The organism is Flavobacterium fontis (assembly GCF_900129405.1).
Taxonomy (GTDB): Bacteria; Bacteroidota; Bacteroidia; order Flavobacteriales; family Flavobacteriaceae; genus Flavobacterium; species Flavobacterium fontis.
In genome coordinates this window covers 260,649-275,112 of sequence record NZ_FQVQ01000002.1, presented here as the reverse complement: position 1 = coordinate 275,112, position 14,464 = coordinate 260,649, and the positions used below count along the sequence as shown (strand labels likewise).

Below are 14,464 nucleotides of genomic sequence, written 5' to 3'. Positions count from 1 at the left end.
GGACTGCTTAACCTCAGTCCTTGCTTTTTTATAATTTAAAATGCTATGAGAAAATTATTATTATTTATTGGATTTGCCCTTACCTCTGCACTGCAAGCACAAGTAATCAGTTGGCAAGGAGGTACTAACCCCGATCAAAATCAATCGGCGGTCATTCTTTTTGATAAAAGTACTACCCCTTTGGCCACTTATACGGGTGTAATTTATGCCCATACCGGGGTTACTCTTAACGGTACTCCATGGCAAAATGTCAAAGGTTCATGGGGAAATAATACCACTCAACCAGCTTTAACGCAGGTTTCAGGTAATATTTACCGTCTTGATTTAACACCTACGTTGCAATCGTTTTACAATGTAACAACAGGTTCTATTACCAATGTGAATATTGTATTTCGAAATGCACAAGGAAATGCACAAACGGTAGACTTAGTGTTAAATGTAGGTGCTTTCCAATCGTCACTTACGGCTCCTGTTAATGGCAGTAATACACTTTTATCAGCGGGACAAAATTTCACGGTGACCGCAACCAATACCAATGGCAATGCCAACTATACCTTGCAAGCCAATGGTTCTACAATTAATACCTTTACCGGTTCAAACTATTCCTTTACAGATGTCAATGTAACACAAAACAAAACGTATCAGCTTCAAGTTAATCAAGGCGCTGTTACTTTCACGTATACTTTTAGTGTTGTTGTAAATGCAGGTACAACTACTGCTTCAATGCCCGCAGGGTTAGAAGACGGTATTAACTACAACAGTTCTGACAACACCAAAGCTACACTTGTCTTAACAGCTCCCGGAAAAGATTTTGTTTATGTGGCCGGTAGTTTCAACAACTATCAACCGGATTCATCATTTTTGATGAAAAGAGACCCTTCAACGAACAAGTTTTGGTTAGAATTAACCAACTTAACACCAGGTGTAAATTACAATTATCAATATTGGGTTTGTGATCAAACGCCAACAACTAATTCTCCAGCGGTGGTAAAAACGGCCGATCCCTATTCTACATTGGTGTTGTCCAATTTTGACGACCCTTTTATCCCTGCTTCAAGTTACCCCAATATCCCAGCTTACCCCGCAGGTCAACAACGTGAGGTAACTGTTTTAAGAACGGGGCAAACTCCTTACAACTGGAGTAATGCTACTTTGAATTTCGTAAAACCTAATAAAGATAATTTAGTGGTGTACGAAGTATTGGTACGCGACTTTGATGCCAACCGAAACTTTCAAGACATTATTAACCGCATCGATTATTTTAAAAATTTAAAAATCAACGCGATTCACTTCATGCCTGTCATGGAGTTTGAAGGAAATGAAAGTTGGGGGTACAATACCTCTTTCCACATGGCCTTAGACAAGTTTTATGGAACGGCTGATAAATTCAAAGAACTTATCGATCTTTTACACCAAAACGGGATTGCTGTTATCCTTGATGTTGCCCTAAACCACGCCTTCGGAAGAAACCCAATGGTGCGTATGTGGATGAAAGATCCTGATGGAGACGGATGGGGTGAACCTGCTGCGGATAATCCGTATTTCAACGAGTTTTCAAGACACAGCTACAATGTAGGAAGTGACTTTAATCATAGCTCACAACTTACTCGTTATTACACGAAACGTGTGGTTAAACATTGGATTGAAGAGTTCAAAATAGATGGATTCCGTTGGGATTTGACCAAAGGATTTACCCAAAACTGTTCAGGGAATGATGATACATGTACTAACGCCTATCAACAAGACCGTGTAGACGTTTTACGCGAATATGTAGACTATACTTGGTCCTTAGATCCTTTCCACTTGGCTATTTTTGAACACTTAGGAATCGATAGTGAAGAGCAACAATGGGCTAACTACCGTATCAATGAAAACCCAAGCAAAGGCGTAATGATGTGGGGTGAGTTAACTGCACCATACACCCAATTAATTCAAGGTTTCTCAACGGGTGCCGATATCACACGTATGGGGCACGTGAGCCGTGGATTCAATGCCAAACGTTTGTTAGGTTATCCCGAAAGTCACGATAAAGATCGTATTATGTATTCTGCGCTTACTTTTGGAAACGGTGGTGGTACCTCTCCCGTTATCAATAACTTAAACAATGCGCTTTACAGAATGTCGGCTATCGGAGCTATCAGCTTGTTGATTCCAGGGCCTAAAATGATCTGGCATTTTGCGCCGCTAGGAATGAACTTGTCCATTTTTACTTGTACCAATGGAACTGTAAATACTGATTATGACACAACGACTGGCGATTGTAAATTGGATACCAAACCACAGCCACAATGGGTTAACAACTGGTTAGGTGTGCCCGAACGTGCAAAAATATACAACGATTGGTCTAAAATGATTGACCTGAAATTGAGTAATCCTGTATTTAACGGCGATTATGCGATCAGCCCTGATGGAAATAACATACGTCAGCGCGTATATGTATTCAACAATTCATTGCCAACCTCACAATTGCGCAATGTGGTGATTTTAGCCAACATGTCTGTGGCATCACAAGGGATTCGTCCTGATTTCCCCTATACTGGGACTTGGTATAATTTGATGGATAACACTCCTGTAAATGTCACAAGCACTACCGCAACCATTACTGTTGAAGCCGGTGGTTTCAGAATTTACGGAAATCAACCTTCTTTGAGCAATGATCAATTCTCAAAACTTGATTTCGTAACTGTAGCACCCAATCCAACAACGGGAACAATTATGGTGAATACCAATTTAACCGCTATGGAAGTGTATTCTATCACAGGCCAATTGGTGAAATCCTTTGACAATGTAACAATGGACCGCGAGTATTCTATCGAAGACTTAAAAGGAGGATTGTATGTTGTAAGATTAGTTGACGAAAATGGACAAACCAAATCCGTCAAATTGATTAAAGAATAAATTTATTTCTATAGTTAGTGTAAAAAAGGTTTCTGTTTTAACAGGAACCTTTTTTTATTCTTTCAAGTTGCCTTAGCTTTGTAGCGAAATTAGTTTAGATCCATGAAACGATTGATTGTCAAGTCCCTGAAAATATTTTTTGGAACTATAGGTGCCTTACTTTTAGCAATGTATTTATTTCCGATTCTTTTTCCCGGGAAAATCGAACAAGAAGTCAAAGATTTTGCCAATCGTCGCTTGAAAGGGGAACTCAATTTTAAAGAGGCACAACTTTCTTTTTTTAGTCATTTCCCTTACTTAACGCTGTCCCTTACCAAATTTGATTTAAAAGGTTCGGCCCCTTATCGCAACGAAACTTTGGTTTCTGCGGATGAAATTGCCTTTGGGATCAACTTAAAAACCCTATTTTTTGACGGAGCAGTCAGTATTGACAAAATTTATTTGGACCAGGCATTGATTAATGTTAAAGTAGATAAGAATGGAAACGCCAACTATAATGTCTATGTTTCGGAAGATAAAGCGCCCAAAGATGCTAAAGAAAAATCCGAGGATACATCTTTGAAACTGGAACGAATATCCATCGAAAATACTCATTTGTCTTTCAACGATCAATCCACGGGAATACAAATCAAGGCAAAAGGTTTCAATTATTTGGGAAAAGGCGACTTGGATAAAGCTATTTTTGATTTGGATACCGAAGCCGCAATAGAAGATTTTAGTTTTTCATTTAAAGGCGAGAATTATTTAAAAAACAAAAAAGTCAATGCCGAATTAATCACCAAGATTAACACCAATTCATTATCATTTATATTTGAAGAAAATAATTTGAAGATCAATAAATTACCTATTGATTTCGTGGGTAAATTAGATTTTTTGAGTAATGGTTATGATTTGGACTTTAAAATTGAATCGCTTGACAGTCCGCTCGCTGATTTTTTTACCGCTTTACCTCCCGCGTATGTAACATGGCTTGATAAGACTCAAGTAGAAGGCCAAACCGATTTAGTTTTTACTTTAAAAGGAAAATATATTGCGTCCACACAAACCAATCCCGATATCGGTTTCCAAATGAAAATCCGTGAAGGCGAAATCAATCATAACAAAGCTCCTGTGGCAGCCTCCAATATTTTTTTCAATTTTGAAACGCGACTACCTGAGTTAAATCCCGATAAGTTGGAAGTCAATATTGATTCGCTATTTTTTAATGTTGGAAGCGATTATGCCAAAGCAATTATCAAAACGAAAGGGTTAAAACAACCTAATGTAAAGGCAGTCATTCGCTCAAAAATGGATTTGGCCAAGATGAATCGGGCGCTCGGAATTACAGCTTTTCAAGTGCGCGGAACCCTGTTGTCTGATATTGTGGCTCAAGGAACCTATGATGCCAGTCGGAACCAAATTCCCGCTATTAAGGCTAAACTAAAACTCACCAAAGGCTACCTTAAAACGAGTCATTATCCCAACCCGATTACCAATATTCACGTTGAATCCACCCTAACCGATGCCTCGGGACAGTTAAAGGATTTGAAAGTAAACATCCACCCCGCTTCCTTTGTGTTTGAAAAAAATCCGGTGTATGTAAAGGCAAAACTTCAAAATTTGGATAATGTGCAGTATGCGATTCAAGCCAAAGGAGTTCTCGATATCGGCCGTATTTACAAGGTTTTTTCTCAAAAAGGTTTGGGCGTAAAAGGATATGTCAAGGCAAACGTTCGATTGAAAGGAACGCAAAATGATGCGGTCAATGGCAACTATGCAAAGTTGCAAAATTCGGGAACGCTCTACCTTCGCGATATCGCCACGACGTCAACGTATTTGCCAAAACCATTTGTGATCAAAGAGGGAAAATTTTCTTTTGTTCAAGATCAAATGCAGTTTCAAAATTTCAAAGCTACCTACGGACAATCTAATTTTTTGATGAACGGGCAGCTGCGTAACGTCATTGACTTTGTGTTGTCGACAACGGGAGTGTTAAAGGGCGATTTTGAGCTTTCCTCTAGATTTTTGAATGCCGATGAATTTTTGTCCGAAAAACAAGGGAGTGTAAGCACAGCGACCAGTCCACAAGCAATCGAAAAAGGCGTGATTGTGTTGCCTAAGAATATGGATTTGTACTTCAAAGCGCAATTGGACGAACTTAAATTCCAAGATTTAAAAGTGAATGATTTGCAAGGTAAATTGGCCCTCAAAAACGGTCAGTTGCAATTGCGAGATGCCGCGGCAGAAATCATCGGTTGTCAAGTAAAAATGCAAGCCGATTATGCCGATGAAACGCCAAGTCGAGCGGCATTTGACCTTAAAGTGAAAGCGACCGATTTTGATGTTCAACGGGCTTATAAGGAAGTTAAATTATTCCGTGAAATGGTGACGGCTGCCGAAAGTGCTCAAGGAATTATCGGTTTGGATTATGCGATACAAGGTAAGTTAAATGACCAAATGATGCCCATATTCCCCTCGTTGAAAGGCGGCGGTGTTTTATCGGTTAAAAAGGTCAAAATGAAAGGGTTCAAATTGATGAATGTGGTGAGTCGTTCTACAGGTAAAGATAAGTTAAAAGACCCCGATTTATCAAAAGTTGATATAAAAACCAAAATTAACAACAACATTATCACCATCGAACGCTTTAAGTTTAGAGTGGCAGGTTTCCGCCCTAGAATCGAGGGAACAACGAGTTTTGATGGTCGTTTAAATCTTAAAATGCGTTTGGGATTGCCACCCCTTGGCATCATTGGAATCCCTTTAAAGATAACCGGAACTCAAGAGAATCCTCGGGTTAGATTAGGCAAACAAACGGAAGATTTGGAAGAGACAGAATACCAAGAGGGGATGGAGATAACCCCCACCGCTACACCCTAATACGGAGTGCCTCTTTTTCAAAATAATGCTGAAAAAGGAGGTTGATATTCCCTTTTCTTTTTATATTTAGTGCAGCCTAATCCTCAATTTTCGTATTTTCAAATCCAATACTAAAAGGATTAGATTGTAATCAATTGTATATACTCATGAGTTTTGAGCGTCTTTCCCCGTTGGTCAAAAAATCTGGTTCACCCCTTAGTGTGCAAGAATTCCATTCACGTGTAAACATTGTTTTCCATAATTATGAGGCCGCTCAATACGACGCTCTTCATGTTGATATGTGGGAAAGTTTACAAGAACAAATGGATTTATTGGTGCACGATTGGTTCTCTAAAACAAGCCCCAAGGCCCCATTAAAACTTCTCGATATTGGGTGCGGTACAGGGTTAAGTACGCAAAAATTGCTGAATACACCCGTAGGTCCTTTAGTGGAATCGATTGTATTATTGGATACTTCCCCAAAAATGTTGGAGCAAGCCCAAATGAAAGCGGTCCATTGGGACAAACCGTATACGGTTATAAATGGTACCATTGCCGATTTAACGGGTAGTTTTGATGTCGTTATTATTTGTTCAGTACTACATCATATTCCCGATTTAGATACCTTCATTCGACACATTGACGCGTTGCTAAACCCCGGTGGAGTTATTATTCATTTGCAAGATCCGAATGGTGATTATGCCCAAGACAACCTTTTTAAAGAACGAGAAAAGGAATTTGAGCGCCTTCAAGCCGTTCAAAAAGTAAAGCGAATTACGGATTATTTTCCGAAGTCCATTAAACATAAGATCAATTTATTTTTAGGGCGTAAGAATTATATTGATCTAATCAACGATGCATTAATTCGCGAAAAAACAATAAAAAAGCGTTTAACGGCGGATGAGATTTGGAGCGTTACCGATATTCATGTTGAATCCAAAAACGATTCCCAAGCGCGTGGAATTTCATTTGCTTTTTTTAAACAAAAGCTACAAAATTTCACCCTTTTAAGTCATCGCAGTTATGGTTTTTATGGCGTTCTAAAAAATGATTTGCCATCGGCAATGCAAGCCAATGAATCGCAATGGATCACAGAAAATCAATTGAATGGACGTAATTTAGCTTGTGTTTGGCAAAAGCAATAATTCAAAACAGGTAAACAGGGGCTTTTAGTCCCTTTTCTTTTGGGGTTAAATTACGCCGTATAGTACACAGTGGAAAGAAAAAACCCTTGAGAATCTCATGATTTCAAGGGTTTAAGTGGTACCTCCAGGAATCGAACCAGGGACACACGGATTTTCAGTCCGTTGCTCTACCAACTGAGCTAAGGTACCAGTGCTAATGCGGGTGCAAATATAGAATCATTTTTAATTTATCCAAAAGAAAAATCAAAAAAAATCTATTCGTATTTTTGCGTTCTAAACAACCGCTTCATGCTTTTAGTCCTTGATTTTGGGAATACACAAATCAAAGCCGCTGTCTTTGAGAACTATACCCTTTTGGAAATGATTCGATTTGATGTAGCGCAAGCCTCCCCATCGTTGGAGTTGTTATTGCAGCGTTTTCCAAAAATAAATGCGGTTTGTACTGCATCGGTTACTTTAGCGCATGAAACCGTTTTGCAGAATTTGCCAGGCGCTTTGAAAAAATGGACGATCCAACGGCAACACAAATTTCCTTTTGTGAATGCTTACCGAACCCCTCAAACCCTCGGTTTGGACCGAATGGTGTTGGCCGCTGGCGCTGTTTTAGCTTATCCCAACCAAAATCGACTAGTAATCGATGCAGGAACTTGTATTACCTATGATTTCATTACAGCCCAAGATGTTTACAAAGGAGGCGCCATTAGTCCTGGGATACACATGCGCTACAAAGCCCTTCATGAGAACACAGCTCAACTCCCCTTATTAACCCTAACAGAAGATTTTCCCCTCACGGGCGATTCAACCGAAAGTTCGATACATTCAGGGGTACTTCAAGGGGTTCTTTTCGAAATTGAGGGTGTAATTGCACAATATGCACAAGAAAATCATAACTTTAGTATAATTTTAACCGGCGGAGATGCCAATTTTTTGGCTGCTCATTTAAAAAATAGCATATTTGCCAATCCAAATTTTTTGTTGGAGAGCCTAGTATATGTATACCAATATCAACATAATGATTAAAAAATTTTTATTCCTTTTCGCAACATTGTGCTCCGGGGTGGTTATGGCACAACAAGGGACCAGTTCACCCTATTCGTTTTACGGTATCGGCGATGTTCGATTCAAAGGAACAATTGAAAACCGTGCCATGGGAAGTATCACAGCACATGGCGATAGTATTCACGTTAACTTACAAAATCCAGCCTATCATTCAGCTATTCGATTGACCACATTTGCCGTTGGCGCAACCTACGGAACCAACCAAATTGAATCCAATACGCAAAGTGCCAAAGCACGCACCACCGCCTTAGATTACATTGCCGTAGTGATTCCTACGAAAAAAGTAGCGTTCTCATTGGGTTTAATGCCTTTTTCATCGGTAGGATATAATGTATTAAACGACCTTAATTCATCAATTATTCGTCAGTATACAGGAACAGGCGGAATCAACAAAGTTTATTTTGCGACTTCTTTTCGAGTGACTCCTAATTTTTCAATTGGAGCGGATTTAAATTATAATTTCGGGAATATCGAGACCAAATCCATCAGTGCCTTCCCCGGGGTAGAATTTGCAACACGTGAGATCAATACCTCCAATGCCACAGGGGTAAATTATAATTTTGGATTGCGTTATCAAAAATTATTTAAAAAGAAGTATATGGTCTACACAAGTGCTGTGTTCAGTCCAGAGGCCGATCTAACTTTTAACAATACACGACAATTGGCTTTAATCAATTGGACAATTGGCGGTTCAGAAACGGTGGTGACAGGGCAAACACAAGATTTGGAAGTGGCCGATACTAAAATTAAGTTGCCCTCTAAAATTGACTTTGGTGTGGGCTTTGGGCAAACCAATAAATGGACAATCGGGGCCAATATTTTGTTGCAAAACGCAAGTAATTTTGGAAATCGAAATAATGACATCACGAATGTACGCTTTGAAAATGCCACGCGTTTCAGTCTTGGCGGATATTACATTCCTAATTATAAATCGTTTTCAAGTTATTTTGACCGCATAGTTTACCGCGCTGGACTTCGTTATGAAAATACGGGACTGATTTTAAATGATAAATCAATTACAGATACAGCGGCTACGCTCGGACTCGGTTTGCCGGTACGCGGGACTTTTTCCAACGTAAATTTTGTTTTTGAATACGGTTCGCGTGGGACACAGAGCAATAATTTGGTAAGAGAACGTTATTTCAATATTGGTTTCGCATTTTCGTTCAACGATCAATGGTTCCAAAGAAGAAAATATGATTAATTAAATGCATAAGCAATGAGAGTATATTGGACTTTAGGGATGTTTATTTTTTGTGCTGTCGTTTTTGGTCAAAAAGATTGTACGCTATCAAAAGATTTTGATACAGCCATTAGCTTGAAGAATTTTGAAGAAGCATCCGTATTATGGAAAAATTATCTTGCGCAATGTGAAAGTAAGACGGAAGCTGAATACAAAAAAGGGGAGGCAATATATACCGCTGCCATTGAGAATGCTAGTGATCCCAAATCTAAGAAGAATGAAGTTGACGCTCTTCTTGGATACTACAACCAGTATAATGCGTTGTTTCCCAAAAATGGGATGGAAGTGTTTTCCAAACTAGCCTTTGTGATGTACACCTATAAAGATGATTTTAAAACAGAACAAATAAAGAAAGCCTTTGATCTTGCCTTTCAAGAAAAAAGAGAGTCATTTCGTGAGCCATCCTATTTATTGGCCTATTTTGAAGTGCAATATCAAAATTTTCACAAAGAGGAAAATGGCGAGCAGAAATTACTTGCCCTCTATTTTGATGTGGCGGCCAAGTGTACTGTAAATCGGTTGAAGTTTCAAGAGTTCTCCTCCGAATATGATGCGCTTCTTCAAACGATGCAAGTTCGCTTGAAAGATCAATTGAATCGCATGAGTTTGGATGCCTTTGCACACAAAGCGGATGAAAAAGAGTTGTCAAATCCTTTTTGGATTCAAGGCTTGGTAGAAGCTTTGGCTAAGTTTTGTGAAATGGATCCCATTTTTCTAACACGCGCCGAACAATCGTATCAATTAGAAAAAAATGCTGCTACAGCGTATTACTATGCCGTTGCACTCAAAAATCAAGGAAGTTTAGACAAAGCATTGGCCTATTTTGATGAATCCTTAACCTTGGAGAAACAAAATACGTTAAAGTCGGCTCGTGCGTGTCAAGTTGCCATGTATCTTATAGGCAGTGACAACAAAGCCGCCATGAACTACCTCCAAAAAGCGCAAACTGCCGATCCCAAAAATGCAAAAGTTAGCTTGCTAATGGGCGAGGTGTATGTCAATGCCATCAAAGAATGTGATTTGGAAGGTAAATCTGCAGAAGCGGTATACATATTGGCGGCCAAAACCGTAGTAAAAGCTGCAGAAGCTGATAAAAGATATGCTGCCGCAGCTCAAAAGAAAGCCGAGGAGTACCGTAAAAAAGTCACCACGCCTGCAGGCAAAAAAACGAGTGTAGCCGTGGGCTGTTGGATCAATCAAACCGTAAACTGGTAATGAGAAAAGCGCTAGGGATACTCGGTGTCTTGATGGTTTTTTGGAGCATTTTGGCTTGTGAAAGCAAATTGCGTGAAGTCCAAAAATCAGTCTATGCCGAATTTACACCTAGCGGGGATGCCGATTCGATTCATGTTAAATACACCGATTCGGGGCGCATCAAATCGGTTTTGGAGAGTCCCAAAATGCTCGATTATGCGACCGTGAAATATCCGTACACCGAATTTCCAAAAGGGGTTCGCGTAACCCTTTACGACAACAAAGGCGTGCCAACTTTTGTGACAGCCAAATACGCCGTGAGTTTTAAAGATACCGACTTATTTGATCTTCAAGGCAGTGTAAAAATCAGTAACACAGCGGGTCAAGTATTTGAAACGGAGCAACTTTATTTTGATCAAAAAAACGAATGGTTTTTTACCGAAAGACGCTATAAATTCACCGATCCCAAAGGGGTTTCTTATGGTGAAGGAGTCGATTTTAGCAAAGATTTAAAAATTATAAACTCACAACGCGTTTCGGGTGCGTTGGACAAAACAGAGTAAAATATGGGCTATTTAAAAATTACACAATACTTGTACTTGGTGGCAGCAGGAATTTTTGCTTTTGATGCGATTACCCATTGGAACGACGAGCCCAAACCTTGGATCAGTGTTGGGATTGCTCTAGTTTCTCTTTTTTTATTCTTTTTTCGACGCCATTTTGCCAAAAAATTCCAAGACCGTCAAAACGCCCAAGGCAGAAAATAAAAATACTTCACTTTTCGCTAGGCTAAAGTCTTTATGCTTTAAAAAGTATGAAAATGAAAGTCAAAAATGTCCCCTAATTTCTTCCTTTATTTGTAAAATAGGGGCCAAAAACAGGTAATTTGAAAGCATTCAAAAAAAAATGGCTTTCGAGTGTAAATTATCCAATTACGATTGTAATTATTTCATAGATAATTGTATTTTCGCAGACTGAAATAAAAATATAGTAGATACAATGGCAGTTTTACAGAAAATTAGAAATCGTTCCGGATTGCTTTTACTGATTATTGGTTTTGCCTTATTGGCTTTTGTGGTGCAAGATTTGTTTACCAACGGATTGAGCCAACAATCGCATGATGTAGGAAGCGTTAATGGAAAAGATATCGCCTTCGAAGATTTTAGAGTGAAAGTAGCGAATCTTGAAAAAAGCGGGCAAGGAGGTCAAATGACTCAAACGCAAGCTGCTAACCAAACCTGGGATATTGAAGTGAATAAAACACTTTTGGTCGACCAGTTTGATAAAGCGGGCGTTCGTGTGGGCGAGACTTTCAAATTAGAAACTTTCAAAAAAGATCCAAATATCGGTGCCAACCCAATGTTCCAAAACAAAGGGAAATTTGATTTGAATAAATTCAAAGAGTTTTTCAAAAACAATCCTGAGCAAGCCAAAATGTTCGAACAACAAGAAAAGGACATGGAGCTTAACGGGAAATTCCAAATCTACAACACCATGGTGAAAGCCGGGATGTATGTGACGCAAGTAGAAGGAAAATTCAAGTATGCTTTGGAGCAAGATAAAGTGGATTTTGACTATGTTGGTGTGATGTATTCTTCGATCAAGGATAGCGAAGTGAAAGTAACCGATGCGGATATCACAGCTTACATGCAAAAACATGAAAAGCGTTTCAAAGCCGAAGAGACTCGCGAAATCGAGTATGTATTGGTAGAAGATAAGCCTTCTAATAAAGACCAAGAGGAAGCGAAAGCTAAATTAATGGCGTTGTTAAATGCCACGGTGGAATACAACAAAGAAACCGGGAAAAACGATACCTTGCCTGGTTTCCGAACAACTACCAATGTAGCTGAATTTGTCGCTAACAATTCTGATCGTTCTTACGATTCAACGTATGTGACCAAACAACAATTGCCTGCCGCTGCAGCCGATGCTTTGGTAAACTTACCGATGGGTGAAATTTACGGTCCTTATGTAGATGGGGATTACTATTGCTTGAGTAAAATGATGGGGCGTAAAGCCAATGAAAAAGCCAAAGCAAGTCACATTTTGATCAGCTGGGAAGGTATTGATCGCGTACAGAAGAAAGAAAAAAGAACCAAAGAGGAAGCCAAAGCAAAAGCCGAAAGTTTATTGGCGCAAGCCAAAGCCAATCCTGGTTCTTTCATGATGTTGGCCTTAACCAATTCGGATGACTCTTCAGCACAACAAGGTGGTGATTTAGGATATTTCGGTCCCAACCAAATGGTGAAACCGTTCAACGATTTTGTATTCAACAATCCAGTGGGAACTATCGGTTTAGTTGAATCGGAATTTGGATTCCATATCATCAATGTGACCGACAAGCAAGACGGTATACGTTTGGCGACTATTGCTCAAAAGATTCAACCTTCAGAAGCTACAACGAATGAAGCCTATACCAAAGCTACTCAGTTTGAAATGGATGCTGCTAACGGTGACTTTGCCAAATTAGCTAAAAAATCAGGGTTAAAAGTTGAGTCTATCAAAGCCAAAGCGATGGATGAAGCTCTTGGAGCTGCGGGTAACCAACGACAAGTAGTTAAATGGGCATACAGCGACGATACGGCTATTGGTGATGTAAAACGTTTTGAAGTTACCAATGTTGGTCACGTTATTGCGCGTTTGAAAAAAATTAATCCAAAAGGGTTAACGCCGATTGAAGATGCACGTCCGTCTGTAGAGGGCATTCTTAAAAATGAAAAGAAAGCGCAATTGATTATTGCTAAAATGAAAGGTAGTTCGTTGGAAGCTATTGCCAAAGCCAATAAAACTACGGTGATGAATATTCCAGCGGTTACAATTGAGAGTCCGATGCTTCCAAGCGTAGGTATGGAAGCGAAAGTAGTAGGTACTGCTTTTGGAACGCCTAAGAATAAAATTTCTGAGCCGATTGAAGGGTTGTCAGGAGTTTATGTAATTAAAACCAAAGCGGTGACGAAAGCGCCAAAGATTGCGAAATACGATGAGTATGTCACGCGTTTGAAGCAACAAGCTGCCCAAAATGCAAATCGTGTGATTCCGACCTTGCGTAACGCTGCCGATATTCAAGACAATCGCGTAGAATTCTATTAATAGATTCTGAAATACAAAAAAAATCCCGAAGTACTTCTTCGGGATTTTTTTGTTTAGGAAAGTATCATATTTGCATAAGGTACCACCACAGGGTATCCTCTTTCGGTGAAGTAGTCGGTTGGATTATCTTTGGAAACGACCAGGACAAAATCACCGCCCCAAGCGCCCAAACTTTTAATCACGCCGTCAAAGTCGGGAAAAAGTGCTTCTTGGATGGTCATTTCCTCGAGTACATCACTTAATGCAATTTCATGTTCCCGCAACGCTACAGCAAATTCTTTGGGATGTTGTGCTGCGATGACGCGTTGGGTGATGGCATTGATTTGTTGAATTGTTTTTTCTATTTCGCCTTGTTTGTCCAAATAGGATGCGATGGCCGCTTTGGAATTTCTTTTTTGATTGAGGTATACAAAAAAGAGATGTTCAGCAAAGGCAGGTGCAAAAGTCACCGGTTGGATAACGGGGCGCTCATTTTGCAATTGATAGAGTATAGGGGCGTTGTTTTGCGCACAAGCGACATCATAGCCGCTCCCGCCGAAACTACGTTTTAACAACGTAAAAGCATCCACTTGTGCCCATTGAGCGATATTATTGATCAAGGTAGAGGAGGTGCCTAATCCCCAGTTTTTGGGAAAACTTAATTCGGTTTCGATATGGTAACCCGCTGCTTGATGCAAAAACGCAGCATTCATTTGGTAGGCTTCATGGAGGATGTCAATCAGCGTATTTTTAATATTGGCTGCAGCATCTACTTTTGTTTTCCGTTGAATGGATTCAAATGGAATCGTGGCTTCAAACCAGCGGCTTTTATCGTGATCAAAGCTAGTCCATTGCAGGCATTGGTTTTCGCCTGAACGGACGTGAAGAGTTTGGCCAAACCGTGTGGGTAAGGCGAGTGCTTGTGCCCCGTCCAACACGACATATTCGCCCGTGATGAGCAGTTTTCCGTTGCTGTAAAACGATTGTTTCATGTTGCGTGTTTTGGAATGTAATTTTTCTA

Annotated in this window: 10 protein-coding genes and 1 tRNA gene; 9 read left to right on the top strand and 2 right to left on the bottom strand. The window is 39.7% G+C overall.

Features of this window, described 5'->3' with window-relative positions; genetic code table 11:
• Positions 1-45: 45 nt before the first annotated feature.
• From BUC17_RS03390 to BUC17_RS03380, 3 genes are all read left to right on the top strand, one after another.
• Positions 46-2,898 carry an alpha-amylase family glycosyl hydrolase gene (locus BUC17_RS03390; protein ID WP_073361605.1) on the top strand — a complete coding sequence of 951 codons (2,853 nt, stop codon included), beginning with the start codon at positions 46-48 and terminating at the stop codon, positions 2,896-2,898.
• Between the two features lie 102 nt (positions 2,899-3,000).
• A complete protein-coding gene (locus tag BUC17_RS03385; RefSeq protein WP_143161700.1) occupies positions 3,001-5,754 on the top strand; it encodes an AsmA family protein in 2,754 nt (917 codons plus the stop codon).
• Between the two features lie 146 nt (positions 5,755-5,900).
• A complete protein-coding gene (locus tag BUC17_RS03380) occupies positions 5,901-6,878 on the top strand; it encodes a class I SAM-dependent DNA methyltransferase (RefSeq protein ID WP_073361603.1) in 978 nt (325 codons plus the stop codon).
• Positions 6,879-6,994: 116 nt separating this feature from the next.
• Here the strand turns inward: BUC17_RS03380 and BUC17_RS03375 are convergent.
• A tRNA-Phe gene (locus tag BUC17_RS03375) sits at positions 6,995-7,067 on the bottom strand.
• 99 nt (positions 7,068-7,166) lie between these two features.
• Here BUC17_RS03375 and BUC17_RS03370 point away from each other — a divergent pair.
• The 6 genes from BUC17_RS03370 (at position 7,167) to BUC17_RS03345 (ending at position 13,464) form a co-directional block, all read left to right on the top strand.
• Positions 7,167-7,898 carry a type III pantothenate kinase gene (locus BUC17_RS03370; protein WP_073361601.1) on the top strand — a complete coding sequence of 244 codons (732 nt, stop codon included), beginning with the start codon at positions 7,167-7,169 and terminating at the stop codon, positions 7,896-7,898.
• On the top strand, positions 7,891-9,141 hold the full coding sequence (locus BUC17_RS03365; RefSeq protein ID WP_073361677.1) for a BamG family beta-barrel-assembly machinery protein: 1,251 nt from the start codon (positions 7,891-7,893) through the stop codon (positions 9,139-9,141). The genes BUC17_RS03370 and BUC17_RS03365 overlap by 8 nt, the downstream gene beginning before the upstream one ends.
• A gap of 15 nt (positions 9,142-9,156) precedes the next feature.
• The gene (locus tag BUC17_RS03360; protein WP_143161699.1) at positions 9,157-10,395 is read left to right on the top strand and encodes a hypothetical protein; all 1,239 of its coding nucleotides are present in this window, start codon (positions 9,157-9,159) and stop codon (positions 10,393-10,395) included.
• Entirely contained in the window at positions 10,395-10,937 is a 543-nt protein-coding gene (lptC, locus tag BUC17_RS03355; protein WP_073361597.1) for an LPS export ABC transporter periplasmic protein LptC, read from the top strand. Before BUC17_RS03360 ends, lptC begins: the two co-directional genes overlap by 1 nt.
• 3 nt (positions 10,938-10,940) lie before the next feature.
• Positions 10,941-11,141 (top strand): hypothetical protein, encoded by a 201-nt coding sequence (locus BUC17_RS03350; protein ID WP_073361595.1) that lies wholly within the window; start codon positions 10,941-10,943, stop codon positions 11,139-11,141.
• 232 nt (positions 11,142-11,373) lie between these two features.
• Entirely contained in the window at positions 11,374-13,464 is a 2,091-nt protein-coding gene (locus tag BUC17_RS03345; protein ID WP_073361593.1) for a peptidylprolyl isomerase, read from the top strand.
• Between the two features lie 53 nt (positions 13,465-13,517).
• On the opposite strand, the gene BUC17_RS03340 is transcribed toward BUC17_RS03345, so the two are convergent.
• Positions 13,518-14,435 carry a GYDIA family GHMP kinase gene (locus BUC17_RS03340; RefSeq protein WP_073361591.1) on the bottom strand — a complete coding sequence of 306 codons (918 nt, stop codon included), beginning with the start codon at positions 14,433-14,435 and terminating at the stop codon, positions 13,518-13,520.
• Positions 14,436-14,464: the final 29 nt, after the last annotated feature.

Bases quoted from the DNA above. Each gene is read 5' to 3' on its own strand.
- BUC17_RS03390 (WP_073361605.1), top strand. From the start codon at position 46: ATGAGAAAATTATTATTATTTATTGGATTTGCCCTTACCTCTGCACTG.
- BUC17_RS03385 (WP_143161700.1), top strand. From the start codon at position 3,001: ATGAAACGATTGATTGTCAAGTCCCTGAAAATATTTTTTGGAACTATA.
- BUC17_RS03380 (WP_073361603.1), top strand. From the start codon at position 5,901: ATGAGTTTTGAGCGTCTTTCCCCGTTGGTCAAAAAATCTGGTTCACCC.
- BUC17_RS03370 (WP_073361601.1), top strand. From the start codon at position 7,167: ATGCTTTTAGTCCTTGATTTTGGGAATACACAAATCAAAGCCGCTGTC.
- BUC17_RS03365 (WP_073361677.1), top strand. From the start codon at position 7,891: ATGATTAAAAAATTTTTATTCCTTTTCGCAACATTGTGCTCCGGGGTG.
- BUC17_RS03360 (WP_143161699.1), top strand. From the start codon at position 9,157: ATGAGAGTATATTGGACTTTAGGGATGTTTATTTTTTGTGCTGTCGTT.
- lptC (WP_073361597.1), top strand. From the start codon at position 10,395: ATGAGAAAAGCGCTAGGGATACTCGGTGTCTTGATGGTTTTTTGGAGC.
- BUC17_RS03350 (WP_073361595.1), top strand. From the start codon at position 10,941: ATGGGCTATTTAAAAATTACACAATACTTGTACTTGGTGGCAGCAGGA.
- BUC17_RS03345 (WP_073361593.1), top strand. From the start codon at position 11,374: ATGGCAGTTTTACAGAAAATTAGAAATCGTTCCGGATTGCTTTTACTG.
- BUC17_RS03340 (WP_073361591.1), bottom strand. From the start codon at position 14,435: ATGAAACAATCGTTTTACAGCAACGGAAAACTGCTCATCACGGGCGAA.